We start from the raw sequence: 15,104 nt of genomic DNA on the forward strand, positions 1-15,104 counted from the left end.
ATTTTGTTTATATCATTTATAGATGTTTTTATGGTTTTGGCAGCTCTCATTAAGCATGCGCTATACTATCAATTAAGTAATAAATACATGCCCATCAAAACAGCTGTCGAATACCGAGCCAACGCTCTGATATTGCCAACAAACAATCGTATTCATCTTGGCTGATTATCGTATCGTGTAACATCACCGTATGCAACGTACTTAGCCATTGGCGATACTCATTATGAGTAGGCTGGCTCATTTCACTTTCATTATAATCTATTTGACTACCATCCTGTTGCTTCTCTCGATAATTATCAGCATTCGGATCACCTACCAAGCGCTTGATAAAGTGATTGGCAGAGACAGGAACCGCAGAAATAATCGCCAATAACTGAATGCTATTCAAGTGCTGTGCGGTCAATAATAGCCACTGTAAATTAACATCGCTTACTGTCATAAGATCAATATCAATCAAGCGCGCATGCCGTCTCAAATCTACAATATAATGCGCCACACTGTCAGTACCCTCACTCAATAGCGGTTGGTCATGCAGTGAGATCATCTGGCCTTTGGCATCTTTTGATAGTCGATAAGCCAATAAGACAACAACTGATACTTCTGATTTACTAAGTCCTGTAAACACCTGACTTGAAGGATCTAGTTGCGCCCTTACGTCTTCCATACCAGTCTTCAGTATTTGCGGCCATAGAGACTGCGCGTCTGTATCTTGTAAAACTTTAGACAATATCGGTAGTAACTGCTGCAAATATAGCGCTTGCCATAATGATAATATTGGCGATTTTTGATTTGCTAAAGCTAATGGGTTATTCAGAGCCATAGCATTGGAGTTATCACTAGATATATTTTGATCTGACGAATCAGAAGCTAAGCTTTTGGTTAAGTCAGATGTCAGCTGTTGGTTAAATAACTCAAATATGCCCTGCTGATAACGCAACAACATCGTACGGCATTTCTCTTGTTTTTTATAGTACTGATGACTGTCGTGACTATGATCGTCTTTACTTTTGAGCTTCAGATCTTCGATACATAGTTCAGATAAATTCTTTTGATGCAATTGATTTAAGGCGAGCTCAATCAAAGCGCTGTCTAAACGCCTGTCCAAACTGGCTACTACTGTCATCAGCTTAGCATCTACCGTATGTGACAATACTTGCTCATAGGAAGTCGAGTCAGTCGCAACAGGGAAGCCATCATTCCAAATATCATTCAAACTATACATGACAGTCGTTGATAATGGTTGATGCTGATGACAAAGCAAGACAGCTTCGACTAATGCTAGCGCACCTAAAGGATGATGACTATGATTGAGTATATACTGAGGTAGTGATACCTTTTTAATATCATTAAATCCAATTAATGTGTTTTCTGGTAGGTCAGCGTCAGGTTTGGACTGCCACGGTTTTAATAGCTGGTGAACGCCAACGTCTTTGGCCTGTACTTGAAGCCTCCCATCGACCACGACATCAGCTTCTACGGCAAACTCTAAACCGTCATCAATCTCTGATTCGCCATTATCTTTATTACGATTTTCGCTTATAGACTCAGCAAGAACTTTTCCATCACTTATCTGTTTAGTGTCACCTGTATTAATCGTTGCAGCTGTTTGAGATCCAAGTAACGACGACTGCTGCAAGTTTTTGTCTGGTAAATCTTCACTTAGGCTATTTTCTTTTTTTGCTCCCCAATCACCTAAGCGTCGTTGCCTATATATTTCTTTGACCTTTTGCTGATTTATTCGCTTTTCTTTGGCGACTTGTACTGCGAATTGATGATAAGCATCCGCATTAATAGCGCTCATACGCTCAGTCAAGCTTGGATGGGTGGCAAACCACGATACATCACCCAAGTCTGCACCACTACTAGCAAAGAAAAAATGGCTGAGTCCATTGATATCGGCGATACCAGACAAACGCGAGCCGAGCGAGTCTTGATGAATGGCTTTTAAGGTTTCGATAATCGCAGGTGTACGTGTCAATTGAACACTGGTGGCATCAGCAAGTAGCTCACGCTCACGATTAAAACTGTGCTTAATCAACTGTGCGCTTGCCATACTAGAGAAGCTTAAACCATGCAGTAGCAATGTCCAGACACTACGCGGGGCTTGACGATCTATTGTAGGTGGCGTTTGTACCCATTTAGACTGACGCTTGGCTGAGGATTGCTGTTGTTGTGATTGCTGCTGCCAGTAGGCGACCCATTCACTATGAGTGGTGAAATTGGCCGTTTGCGCTTCTGTATTGCGTGCTAGCATATCAACCTGTCTCTGTGATAGAGACTTTTGGGAGATACTATCGCTATCAAAGTGACTATAATTAGAGAGACGATTAGAGATATGATTGGATATTGGGTCACTCCAGTCATATAGTATCTGTAAGCCTGCTAATACCACCATTAGCTGTAGATTGAACGTAGCATCGCCGTGCAATATATGACCATATTCATGACCGATGAGTCCGTATAGCGCCTCATCAGACAGTTTATCTAGCGCACCTTGGGTAACGACGAGTACCATATCTGAGCTATGGCGACCAGCGACGAAACCATTGATACCCTGCTCGTCAGGTAGCACGTACAAAATAGGGGTTTGCAAACCTGAAGCAATGGCCAGTTGTTGAGCGATTTCATAGTAGCGACGATAAACGGGCGGAAAATCGCGCTCGTCACGTACTGCTATATGACGTGAACTATAGCGAACCTTTTCTTCAGCTTCGTGTTGATGAGCGACTCCTTGACTGTGCTCCCATGCTTCTTGGCTGTTATCAATGAATAGCCTAACCGCCCCTACTCGCTGAGCAATAGCGCGGCCACCTGCTCGCAGGCGTCGATACTCTAAAAAACTACCACCAACGAAACTGCCTAACGTCAAGACAATGACCAGAACCAATACCCAGTAGTATATACCGCCTGTAAATACTGTCAGCAGTATAGACATGACAGCCAGTCCCACTGCCATATGAGCAAGTACAATCAGGAAAAACAGTCCATAAAGTAATAGACTGCGCCGCGTACGTATCCGCTGTTCACCAAAAAAATCCATCAGATTAGGCTGCCTAGAGTTCGCCAAAATTGTCTAAACCTTAGCCCATGTTTACAATCGGTGCCTGAGCAATCGCCTCTCTATCTTCGAATACCAACTGACTGAGTGGACGAAAGCCAAAAGTCGTACTAACGAGGTTATTCGGGAATACTTCGCGATCATTATTATAAAACATTACGCTGTCATTATAATGCTGACGGGCAAATCCGATGCGATTTTCCGTATTGGTTAGTTCGTCCATGAGTTCCTTGATCATACTATCGGCTTTGAGCTCTGGGTAGGCTTCGACGACAGCGGAAAATTGACCCAACGCTTTAGACAGCATACCTTCTGCTTTTGCAAACAGTGCCATATGCTCTAGCGAGTCTGGCTGATGCTTATTAGAGTCTTGTAGATCTTGAGCATGATTACGCGCGCTAATGACGCGAGTGAGTGTTTCTTCTTCATGACTCAAATAACGCTTGGCAGTTTCGACCAAGTTTGGAATCAGATCATGACGACGCTTTAGTTGCACATCTATTTGAGCAAAGCCGTTCTTTGCTTGGTTACGTGCGCGTACCAATCTATTAAAAATAGATACCCCAAACACAACTACCAACACCAAAAATGCAATGAATAGCCAAACAAACATCTTCATAATCAAACTCCAAGGTGTCTAGAATGTTAATAAAAAGTTAATACATTGTATTTTAACTCATATTAATCAATAAAACCTTAGAACTAGATCGGAACTATAAAGGAAATCGAACAGGAAATTAAATTGAAAACTACATAAGCAATTAGCTAACCATCAGACAAAAATTTGACCCAAAAAAAGCCCTTTACAATGAAGGGCTTAATACATTACAAATATGTCTTTGATACTTTATAAATATAATTATCAAATTTTAGGCAAAAAAAAGCGACTCCATCAGCACATCCTCGGCACACACTATAACTATTACCGTTGCTACCTTCCGGTCCTGGCGGGATTCATAGAACAATGTTGCGAGGCTACCAATGGAGCCACCAGTCGCAAATTATACAAGAAATTTTTAATTTTACAACCCCTATCTTAAAACTGTTTGCTTTAGGCCCTAAATAGCACTGTCATTTAGTTCATTAGCTCAGGTCCGCAATGTATGAGCACAAATTATATCAGTAACTTAGGTCACAAAATTCTCACAGCAACTTATATGAATTTTGCTATTTTAGTGAATGAAGTTGCACCCATGTCGATTTCTAGAGAACAATAGGGACAACTTTTCATGTATGAATGAGCGTTGATAATTGTCATTTATATATTATTAGAATCAACTTAGGAGATAATAATGAAAAATACTTTATTGAATAAAGCAGCACTAGCTTCTGGTACGGTTTGTCTCATGACAGCGATGATGGGTAGCGCCCATGCAGAGCCAACAGGCTATGATCAACTGACATTTCAGACAGAAATAAAAGAAGAGATTCAGAACGATGAAGTACGAGCCAGCTTGTACAAGAAAGCACAAGCAACTGACTCTAAGACTTTAGCTACAATGCTTAACACCTCAATCAACAATGCCATGAAAATCGCCAAGCGCTACCCTAGCGTGACCGTGAGCACAGGGCAACAGCGTACCTATCCACGCTACGACAAGAACGATAAAATCATTGGCTGGACAGGTCAAGCAAACATAGACTTAAAAAGCACAGACTTTTCAGCGACTAGCCAACTAATTGCTGATTTGCAAGAAACCTTGGTGATGGACAATCTTAATTTTGGTGTATCAGATACCAAAAAAGATGCTCTAGAGCAAAAATTAATGACCGAAGCTTCTCGCGCTTTTCAGCAGCAAGCTAAGAGCCTTACCCGCGCGTGGGATGCTCGTGGCTATCGCGTCGTCAATGTTAACCTAAACACAGGTAGCAACTATCCACGTCCAATGTATAGCGCTATGAGCATGAAATCAGGAATGGCAGACGAGTCAGTACCAAGCCAAAGCTTTGAGTCTGGCAACAGTACTATTTCGGTGACTGCTAACGGTACCATCGAGCTAACTAAATAAGACAGCTTATAGTTCAAATAAAATAAGTGATTCACATTAAAAAAGGCAAGCATCGTTAACGGTGCTTGCCTTTTTATTTTGCTAGCGATGTCTATTCATTATATTCAATCATTATTGAGACCATCATTGTGACTGAGCAACTTCCTGTTGACGCAGCTTTAGCATCAATTTTTGATACCAAGCTAGCTTTTGGTAAGCCAATAGCTGCGCAGCCTTTCTTTTGTTGTCTTGCAATGTGGTTGTATTTTGAATCACATATACAGTACGTGTGATTTGCTCAAGTGTTTGGCCAGTTTCGCTTTGTATAATGGCCTTAATTGTATGAGTACCTGGCAAAACATCAACAGTAGCAATAGACGCGCTCAAACCTTGTGCAACCTCTTTATCATCAAAATAAATACGGGCATTATCACCTGCCTGTAACGCAGGCTTAATCTGCACATTGACATCGATATTCTGTACGGGACGACGATAGGCTCTCTCTTCGCTAGGTTCAGTAATGGCTAACTGATAGTTTACTGGCGTGGTCACCTTAGTATTTATCGCAGGCGACTCAGTAGCAGTCACTGTCTGCGACGCATTTGATGATTGGCGACTTGTATTAGGATTGGTTGTCGTATTCAGACTAGTTGATCTGCTCGTCTCATTACCCGTCGTAATAGCCATTTGACTGACTTGTTTGCCAACTTGCTGCTCATAATCCTGTGGACGGTCGGTAAAGGTGACTTGACCGGTTTGCTCATCGACCACTTTGTAAATAGGTGCAGCATTCGTGAGAGATGTACAAAGACTAGCGAGAGCAACCGTAGTCCATAACCCAACTCTAATCCTACTCTTCAAGAAACTCGGTTTTGCTAATAAAGTCATAATCCATCAACCTAGATAGTGTCTACTATTAATATAATTTTATAAAACTATTATGCGTGAGTTTTGACATGAAATCAGTAGCGATTTCAAAGAAAATTCAGCAATTGGACTGATACACTTTATTAATACGCATAAAAAAACCAGCCAAGTTAACCTTAGCTGGTTTTGTGACTCAAAATAAATGAGTGTTTTAGCGACTAATTAGCAGCTGTAGTACATGTCAAATTCGACAGGGTGTACAGTTACGTTCAAACGTTGTACTTCTTCTTCTTTCAAAGCAATAAACGCTTCTAGCATGTCTTCAGTGAAGACATCACCTTTTAATAAGAAGTCATGATCGTCACGCAATGCTTGTAGTGCAACGTCTAAGCTCTCTGCAACCGTTGGGATTTGTGCTTCTTCTTCTGGTGGCAAGTCATACAAGTTTTTGTCCGCAGCTTCGCCTGGATGCATTTTGTTTTGGATACCGTCAAGGCCGGCCATCAACAATGCAGCAAACGCTAGGTATGGGTTAGCCGTTGGATCAGGGAAACGTGCTTCTACACGTACCGCTTTCGGACTGCTTACGTGTGGAATACGGATAGATGCTGAACGGTTAGATGCTGAATAAGCAAGTTTGATAGGCGCTTCATAATGTGGTACTAGGCGCTTATAGCTGTTCGTTGATGGGTTAGTAATCGCGTTCAACGCACGAGCATGCTTGATAATACCGCCAATGAAATACAATGCTGTTTCAGACAGACCAGCATACTCATCACCAGAGAATGTGTTTACACCGTCTTTTGAGATTGACATATGTACGTGCATACCTGAACCGTTATCACCAACGATTGGCTTAGGCATAAAGGTCGCTGTTTTGCCAAACTGATGCGCAACGTTATGAACAACATATTTCAATTGCTGAACTTCATCCGCTTTACGTACCATCGTGTTGAATGCAACACCGATTTCAGACTGGCAAGAAGCCACTTCATGGTGATGAACTTCAACCGAACCTTCACCAACGATTTCTTCGATACGTTCACACATAACAGCACGCATATCATGTGAGCTATCGATTGGTGGTACTGGGAAATAGCCGCCTTTCACACGTGGGCGATGCGCCATGTTGCCCCACTCGTAAGTCTCGTTAGTCGACCATGCTGCTTCTTCAGCCGTGATTTTATGACTAACGCCAGACATATCAACTGACCATTTAACATCATCAAATACAAAGAACTCAGGCTCTGGACCGAAGTAAGCAGTATCACCGATACCAGTAGACTTTAAATACTCTTCAGCGCGGCGTGCGATAGAGCGTGGGTCACGGTCATAACCTTGTAGCGTTGATGGCTCGATGATATCGCAAGTCACGACCACAGTCACCGCGTCAAAGAACGGGTCAACAAAAGCAGTTTCTGGATCAGGACGCAAGATCATATCTGACGCTTCGATACCTTTCCAACCAGCGATTGATGAGCCATCAAACATTTTGCCATCTTCCATAACATCTTCATCAACGGTATGCGCTGGAAAGCTGATGTGCTGCTCTTTGCCGCGTGTATCAGTAAAGCGAAAATCAACCCATTTAGCATTAGAGGATTGGATAAGATCTAATAGTTTATTCGACATGAATAGTCTCCGTTGTGTTGATCACGTAATTGCGATTTAAAATTATTAATATGATGTTCTTGTCCAAGAATGTCAGATGTGCTCTCAATACTAAAATAGCGCATTCGATATTATGCTTATTATCAGCACTATTTTGCGTATTAGTCAAGATGCTCATCTAAAGCGTTTACTCAATCAGACCAATATTTGTGCACATGGTCTAACATACGCCAATTCAATCCTAACGACATTCTAGCAATATACAACTCATAATGCTGAACTCTTCGGGCTCTTGTTAATAATTATTTTTAGACCAATTTCTTGGCTTTAAAAATAATCATAACAGCAATAATGCAAAGGCTATGCCAATGTATTGCCACTCTGATAACAGATATAGTTATAGATAGATTTAATTATCAATATTTACAGTGATTTATACGATTAATATCGTTATATATTCATTAATTCCCATCAAATTAATTTTTAGAATAGCACTTAATTAGAGCACCAGTTGAGAACCAAAGGCACTTAATTGGTGCAAATACAAATATATTTATTATTGAAATGCTATTTTATAGTGCAATGTTAATAGCTGAATTTATAACATTGTCTCTGACTACATTATTTTATGCGTCAAAAAAATAATAAAAAATATGTTTTTACTTGGTGCTTACTTAGATAGCCCGTACCCTACATTTGATAGAAAACAAAATAGTGGTAAGATAACCGCGCGCAATAACCTCCTCTGTTATAGTCAGAGCTGCTTGTGTTCGGCAATCAAGTGACTCGATAACAGTGAGAACAAATTTCATGTTAAAAATATAATAAAACTGATAAGTTGAAGACTTAATGATTTTGATGATCGATAATTACGATAGCTTTACGTACAATATCGTACAGTACTTCGGCGAGCTAAAGCAGGACATCACTGTCTGGCGTAATGATCAGGTCAGCATTGAGCAGATTAAAACCCTCGCACCTGATGTCATTGTGATTGGCCCAGGTCCGTGCGATCCTGACCGTGCGGGTATTTCGCTGCAAGCCATTGAGGCATTTAAAGGGATTATTCCTATACTGGGTATTTGTTTGGGTCATCAAGCGATCGGTCAAGCCTTTGGCGGTCAAGTGGTCAAAGCCGGCGAAGTCATGCATGGCCGCTTATCAGCTATCTATCACAACGAGCAAGGTGTGTTTGCTGGATTACCTAACCCGTCACAAGTTACGCGCTATCATTCACTCGTCATTGACAAGACAAGCCTACCAGACTGCCTTGAACTCACCGCATGGACACAAAATGCCGATGGTAGTATTGAGGAAATCATGGGTATTCGCCATAAGGCGTTTACTGTAGAAGGTGTTCAGTTTCATCCTGAGTCGATATTGAGCGAAGCAGGTTACCAATTGCTCAATAACTTTTTACAGACTCATGGCTTGGCTACCCTGACATCCGATGAGCTACCGCAAGTTGGTTAAACTTGACTAAAAACACCTTGGTAAAAAATACTGCTTTCATAAGCCCATGCCAAATTTCATACAGATTCACATAAAAAATAATAGTAAGTGAGACTACAATGAGTACAACAAAAATAGAAGAAACGCACACGCCAGAGAGTATTGCAAAATTGTCTGACGAGCAAACGCATCAATTGCTAACCACAGCTTTGGGTAGAATATTTCAACACATTGACTTAACCTTTGATGAGATGTATCAAGTGATGCTGATTATCATGCAAGGTAGATGTAGCGACGCTATGATGGGCGCTATCTTGACGGGATTACGTATGAAGGGCGAATCCATTGATGAGATTACTGCATCTGCCAGTGCCATGCGTGCACTAGCCGCCAATATTGAACCAAAGAACTGTGATTACTTGGTAGATATCGTTGGTACTGGCGGTGATGGTGCTAACTTGTTTAATGTCTCGACTGCATCGGCATTGGTTGTTGCGGCAGCTGGTGCACAAGTTGCTAAGCACGGCAATCGCGGCGTCTCGACCAAATCGGGTAGCTCAGACTTACTTGAGCAAGCAGGTATCAGTCTTGCATTAACTCCAGATCAGGCAAAAGACTGTATCGAAAACCAAGGTATCGGGTTTTTATTTGCACCCAATCATCACAGCGCCATGCGTTATGCCAACCCTGTACGCCGTGAATTAAAAGCACGTACCATCTTTAATATTTTGGGCCCATTGACCAACCCTGCTGGCACGCCAAACTTAGTCATCGGTGTATTTACCGCGCAGTTATGTGAGCCGATTGCTAAGGTGATGAAAAACTTAGGCGCACGTCATGTCATGGTAGTAGGCGCAAAAGATGGTCTTGATGAAATCAGTCTTGCGACTTCGACCACAGTCGCTGAGCTAAAAGATGGCGAGATATCAGTCTATGATATGATGCCAGAAGATGCGGGTATCGAGTCCCAAACTCTTATCGGCCTAGATGTCGACTCTCCAGCACAAAGTTTAGATCTGATTCGTGCTGCGCTATCTGGAGCCGACACTCATGACCGTGCTGTACTTAAAGCACGTGACATGATTGCGCTAAATGCAGGTGCCGCGATATACACCGCAGGGCTTGCCAGCAACTACCCTAACGGTGTTAGCCGAGCACAAAAAATCATTCAAAATGGCGATGCTTTACTCAAACTTGAGTCTTTAGCCAACTATACCCAACAGCTAGTCGCTCAAGGTTAATCTATACGCATTTATATACTGTCTATAGTCAAAGAAATTTAAAAAAAATAACAGGCAGCCGACCGCAGATTGTACAAGTCGTACATCTAAGAAGGACAACGTCGTAGCCATTTAGTAGTTATTAACAGCTTGCTGACTATATTTACATTTAACGATATTCGGATACCAGTATGACCACAACTCATTCAGACATACCATCAGTGCTACAGCGCATTGTCGCCACCAAAGTAGAAGAAGTAAAAGCCGCTCGCGAAGCATTGTCTCTAGAGGACTTGAAAGCACAGGTCGCAGCTGATGATAAACCGCGTCGAGGTTTTGCCGCGGCATTACGTGCTGCTGGCACTAAAGAAAATGGTATCGGTATCATTGCTGAGATTAAAAAAGCCTCGCCGTCTAAAGGCATTATCAATCATAACTTTACCCCTGCTCTATTTGCGCAGCAGTATGAGCAAGCGGGCGCTGGTTGTCTGTCTGTATTGACCGATCGTGATTACTTTCAGGGCGATGACATCTATCTTGTTCAGGCGGCTAATACCTCAAGCTTACCGATATTACGTAAAGACTTTATGATTGATGTCTATCAAATCTATCAATCTTACCTAATGGGCGCTGACTGCATCCTCCTCATTATGGCTTGCCTAGATGATGCGCAAGTACAAGAGCTACATGCACTCAGTATTGAGCTTGGTATGGACGTATTGATAGAAGTGCATACCCAATCTGAGCTTGAGCGTGCGCTACAATTGCCACGTTCAGTACACAATATCTACGGTATCAATAACCGTGATTTGAATACCTTCGATGTTGACCTGCAAACCACGCTTGATCTCAAGAAAATTTTAAACGATGCCCTCGCTGCTGATAGCGCTGAACAAAAACCACTTATCGTGACCGAGAGTGGTATTCATAGCAGTGATGATATTCGTCTTATGCTAAATAACGAGATTCAGCACTTTTTGATCGGTGAGCAATTTATGAAAACTGATCATCCAGGGCAAGCGTTACAATCATTACTTGCGGGCGTCGTAGCAGACGGGTAAAGTAACTCAATAATTTATGCTTAAATATATGCTAATAGCTTCAACAATGTCTATGCTATATACATAGTTCAATCAACCATTCATCAATCAACGATACGTTAACTTTTATGTCAAACTCTCTGTTTTCAAAAGAAATGCAAGACCAGCTCAAAGAACTCAAAGGCCAGCTGAGCAAGGGCCGTGATACCAATTCACCTGAAGGTGAGAATCAAAAGCCGACTGAGCCAGTGTCGCTACCGACTCAAAAGCAAGTAAAAAAGACAGTCAAGCAGCTAGATAGTGAACATATCGATGACGATAAAGTTCTGTTTATGCAAGCCATGCATGGTGTCAATCAGCTAGAAGACAAAAATGTCCGCTCACCTGCCAGCGCAACTAAAGCAGGTAAGCCTGATGCAGCGACACTATCAAAACGTGCTGCGGCTCAAGGTAGTGAAGCCAGGGATCTAGGTGCAGGCTTGTCAGATATGCAAGCACTACTGAACCCTGTTGCTGCTGAAGCTTATTTGTCTTATAAGCAACCAACACTGCAAAATAAAATCTTTGATCAGCTCAAAAAAGGCAAGCTGCGTTGGTATGACGCGGTAGATATCCATGGCTGTACGATAGAAGAAGCTCGCGAAGCGATGACTCAACTGTTGAGCCAAGCCAAGCAGAAAAACGAAACTATGGTAAAAATCGTCCATGGTAAAGGTAGCGAAGCGATTCTAAAAACCTGTATCAATGGCTGGTTACGTCAATTGCCAGAAGTACTAGCGTTTTGTTCTGCACCACCAAAAGATGGTGGTAACGGTGCTGTACTAGTACTACTTAAAAAACCTAAAGCAGATGGCGAATAGGTCTATTGTTAGTGATACGGTACTACATAAAAAGGACTGCTTATTTGCAGTCCTTTTTCTATCAATCATTTATGGTCTAGACGTAGACTGCAACGATGTTTCCTTCAATGAACGCTCTCTTTAATGTACATTCCATTTAATGTTAGCTTCTCATTCTGCATTAATATCTTGACTTGAGCTCCTTCTAATTAGCAAAGCGAAATCACTATGAATATACAGACTATTGAAAATACCAACGAGCTAGAACAGCAAATTGCTGCACTGATTACCATTGAACCAAGGTTTGCTCCTGTCCATAAGCAGGTCGGTACACCTAATCTTAGGCATAATGCAGGTGGGTTTGAGCAGTTGATGAGAGCGATGGTTGGTCAGCAGTTATCAGTTGCCGCCGCTGCCAGCATTTGGAAACGGTTGGTTGATGCAGAATTAATCACTCCGCAAGCGATACGCGAAGCGACAGATGATACTTTGAAGACACAAGGATTGTCTAAGCAAAAAACTCGTTATGTACGCTCTTTAGTGGATCATAATATAGACTTTGCAGCCTTAGAAACTTTACCAAATGAAGATGTCATAACAACCTTGACAGCTGTGACAGGCATTGGGCGCTGGACAGCTGAGATGTATTTACTATTTTCGCTAAAACGTGCAGACATACTCGCTGTCGATGATTTGGCCATTAAAGTTGCAGCCATGGAGTTATTAGGCTTAGCAGAGCGCCCAACACCCAAGCAGCTAAAGGACTTAACTCTGCACTGGTCACCTTATCGCAGCGCTGCCAGTCTATTGCTTTGGTCGTACTACGGCTCATTACGTGATAAAACTGCAGTACCTTTATAACTAATAGAGCAAAAAACATAGCTAGTGTTATTCACTACCATTCGTGAGCAAAGAGTCTCTTTTAAGGCTGGTTCCATATAGAAAAGCCAGACTTGTTTTTAGTGTGCTTAAACTTACTTTTTCTTAGCATATGACTTTTATGCTTTAGTGCCTTAAGCGCACCACTTCTGCAGACGGTCGCCATAGAGAATTTGTGGTGACTTGCAACATCATTTTTAGCCTTGTCGCTATCTTTACGAATATTAACGCCATCGTCGTTGTAATCTTTCCTGTATACGCTTGTGTTTACTTCCTTGTTATCAGACACTTCATTATTAGCAGAGTTACTACTGTTATCTGATTCATTTCCTTCTGCTGATTCATCAGTGCTACTTCCCACATGATGTTCAAGCTCCGTTTGATTAACAATCAACTGCTGAGTCGGCAATGCATGTTCTACTTTATATTTCGCGACTTTCTTTAATATATCGACAAACAAAGCGTTTTGTTTGTCATAGAACTCAATGATACCAATAGCATTCACATAAGCTTGCAACTGAATAACATAGCAATCTTGGCGCAGCTCCAAAATATTGACCTGATTCCATTCTTGATTGGTCAAATCATGCTCTTTTATAAATTCATCCAAGTCATTAACCATTTTGAATATTACGTCAAGATCAGCGGTACGCTTAATATATAAGTAATGGAAAAAACGAAACATATCGCGAGAGGTAAAGTTTTCGATTTGCATCGATGAAAAATCACCATTTGGTACCGTAACAATCGTCCGCGACAAGGTCCGTACACGCGATGAGCGAATACCAATGTCGATAACTGTGCCTTCATAAGTACCGAATTTACAGTAGTCACCGATACGCACAGGTGAATCTGCCACCACTACAACACTACCAACTAGGTTTTCGATCGTCTTTTGCGCACCAAGAGCTAACGCCAAACCACCCACACCCAGTGCCGCAATACCAGTGGTCAAATCAAAACCCAAATTGCCAAAAATAACAATCACTGCAAATATCAGTAATAGCGCTTTGACAACCTTGCGCAGCAGTCCCAAAATTGAGACACGCTCAGTATAGTTTTTCTTGTAGCTTAGATTTACCGCTCGAGTAAATATCGCATCGATCACTCGTAATAGTAGCCAAGTCAGCGCCAACCAAGAGGCTATATCCGTAAAGCGATTGACTGGCTCACGTAGTGTCACCGATACGCCTGCATAAACCATCACTTCTGATAGTATCAATGCCATAATGACCACAGAGAGTGGCAATATTACTTTGTTAGGTAACGGCAATGGCGTACCACGCAAATACGGATAAACAATCCTTAATAAGTGGTATAGCAACCATACCGCGACATAAGTAAGTACAAAGCTAGTCACAATCATGGTGAGCGCGGCAACCAAATCAGCTAGCTGATAGCCGAAAAGCTTTTTACCATCTAAAGAATCAACCGTATAGCGCGATACTAAGGTCGGCTCAGTATTTTCTATCACTTCTGGTACTGAGGTCAGCGTATCGCTAGAGAACTGCCAATATTGTTCGTTTTGTTTTGAGACCACTCTTTCTAGCAATAGCGGAACACTTCGCTCGCCGATATTAATCACACCGACATTTTCTTGGCTAGGTGGCAGCTGGTCAGTTAGATTACCCTCAGGTGAGTTACTAATCTGTAGATCCGGCTGAAAACGCCCACCTGCATCTAGTGCCTGTTTAAACTGTCGCACAACGGTCGTTGGGTTATCGGACTTTGATAAGTTGAGATAATTACTTGCCAGCAAATAATCATTTTCACCCAGCGCACTGATAAACCCTTGTACCGTATGACGCGGCGTATCTCGGCCAAACGAATCAGGCAATGGCGTACTTACTGTCTCTCCACTACTGTCATTACCTACTCCCAAAGCGCCAGCCTCAACAGCGTAGGCATTATTTGGCAATGCAATACTCAACAGCATAGTCAGTAATAGCATCGCGACTATAAATGGCATCTTAGTAATAGCAGAGAATAAATTAGGCGAAGGACTGGGAGTCAGATTATGCTTGATAGACAAAACAAACCTCTTAGTTTAAAAATGGCATGATAAATGACAGGTGATGTCCATACTATAGTAACAATTATTTATAACAGCAGTGCTTTTGATTACGCAATTTTGTAGCTAACTGTATTGG

The 15,104-nt window shown here is 41.9% G+C and carries 11 protein-coding genes and 1 other RNA gene; 6 read left to right on the forward strand and 6 right to left on the reverse strand.

Annotation, left to right across the window (positions count from 1 at the left end; translation table 11 throughout):
- Window positions 1-94 precede the first annotated feature (94 nt).
- The 3 genes from QL886_RS01255 to ffs form a co-directional block, all read right to left on the reverse strand.
- Window positions 95-3,067, reverse strand: a complete 2,973-nt coding sequence (locus tag QL886_RS01255) for a M48 family metalloprotease (protein WP_228707095.1) — start codon at window positions 3,065-3,067, stop codon at window positions 95-97.
- Between the two features lie 13 nt (window positions 3,068-3,080).
- Window positions 3,081-3,677: a LemA family protein gene (locus QL886_RS01260; RefSeq protein WP_102091727.1), complete on the reverse strand. Its 597-nt coding sequence runs from the start codon at window positions 3,675-3,677 to the stop codon at window positions 3,081-3,083.
- Window positions 3,678-3,945: 268 nt separating this feature from the next.
- Window positions 3,946-4,042: signal recognition particle sRNA small type (gene ffs, locus QL886_RS01265), an RNA gene on the reverse strand.
- Between the two features lie 308 nt (window positions 4,043-4,350).
- Here ffs and QL886_RS01270 point away from each other — a divergent pair.
- Window positions 4,351-5,067, forward strand: a complete 717-nt coding sequence (locus tag QL886_RS01270) for an SIMPL domain-containing protein (RefSeq protein ID WP_102091728.1) — start codon at window positions 4,351-4,353, stop codon at window positions 5,065-5,067.
- 123 nt (window positions 5,068-5,190) lie between these two features.
- On the opposite strand, the gene QL886_RS01275 is transcribed toward QL886_RS01270, so the two are convergent.
- Both QL886_RS01275 and glnA read right to left on the reverse strand, forming a co-directional pair.
- Window positions 5,191-5,934, reverse strand: a complete 744-nt coding sequence (locus QL886_RS01275) for a DUF4124 domain-containing protein (protein ID WP_102091729.1) — start codon at window positions 5,932-5,934, stop codon at window positions 5,191-5,193.
- Between the two features lie 201 nt (window positions 5,935-6,135).
- A complete protein-coding gene (gene glnA, locus QL886_RS01280; RefSeq protein ID WP_057760355.1) occupies window positions 6,136-7,545 on the reverse strand; it encodes a type I glutamate--ammonia ligase in 1,410 nt (469 codons plus the stop codon).
- Between the two features lie 828 nt (window positions 7,546-8,373).
- On the opposite strand from glnA, the gene QL886_RS01285 reads away from it, so the two are divergent.
- The 5 genes from QL886_RS01285 (at window position 8,374) to QL886_RS01305 (ending at window position 12,936) form a co-directional block, all read left to right on the forward strand.
- Entirely contained in the window at window positions 8,374-8,997 is a 624-nt protein-coding gene (locus tag QL886_RS01285; protein ID WP_102091730.1) for an aminodeoxychorismate/anthranilate synthase component II, read from the forward strand.
- Between the two features lie 98 nt (window positions 8,998-9,095).
- On the forward strand, window positions 9,096-10,217 hold the full coding sequence (gene trpD, locus QL886_RS01290) for an anthranilate phosphoribosyltransferase (protein ID WP_102091731.1): 1,122 nt from the start codon (window positions 9,096-9,098) through the stop codon (window positions 10,215-10,217).
- Between the two features lie 170 nt (window positions 10,218-10,387).
- Window positions 10,388-11,257 (forward strand): indole-3-glycerol phosphate synthase TrpC, encoded by an 870-nt coding sequence (gene trpC, locus QL886_RS01295; RefSeq protein ID WP_102091732.1) that lies wholly within the window; start codon window positions 10,388-10,390, stop codon window positions 11,255-11,257.
- 107 nt (window positions 11,258-11,364) lie between these two features.
- The gene (locus tag QL886_RS01300; RefSeq protein WP_102091733.1) at window positions 11,365-12,096 is read left to right on the forward strand and encodes a Smr/MutS family protein; all 732 of its coding nucleotides are present in this window, start codon (window positions 11,365-11,367) and stop codon (window positions 12,094-12,096) included.
- A gap of 207 nt (window positions 12,097-12,303) precedes the next feature.
- Complete coding sequence (locus QL886_RS01305; protein WP_102091734.1) at window positions 12,304-12,936, forward strand: DNA-3-methyladenine glycosylase; 633 nt, start codon at window positions 12,304-12,306, stop codon at window positions 12,934-12,936.
- A gap of 61 nt (window positions 12,937-12,997) precedes the next feature.
- Here QL886_RS01305 and QL886_RS01310 read toward each other — a convergent pair whose 3' ends face one another.
- Window positions 12,998-14,986, reverse strand: coding sequence for a mechanosensitive ion channel family protein (locus QL886_RS01310; RefSeq protein ID WP_102091735.1), 1,989 nt, complete (start codon window positions 14,984-14,986; stop codon window positions 12,998-13,000).
- Window positions 14,987-15,104 lie beyond the last annotated feature (118 nt).

This window comes from Psychrobacter sp. APC 3281 (genome assembly GCF_030407815.1).
GTDB lineage: Bacteria > Pseudomonadota > Gammaproteobacteria > Pseudomonadales > Moraxellaceae > Psychrobacter.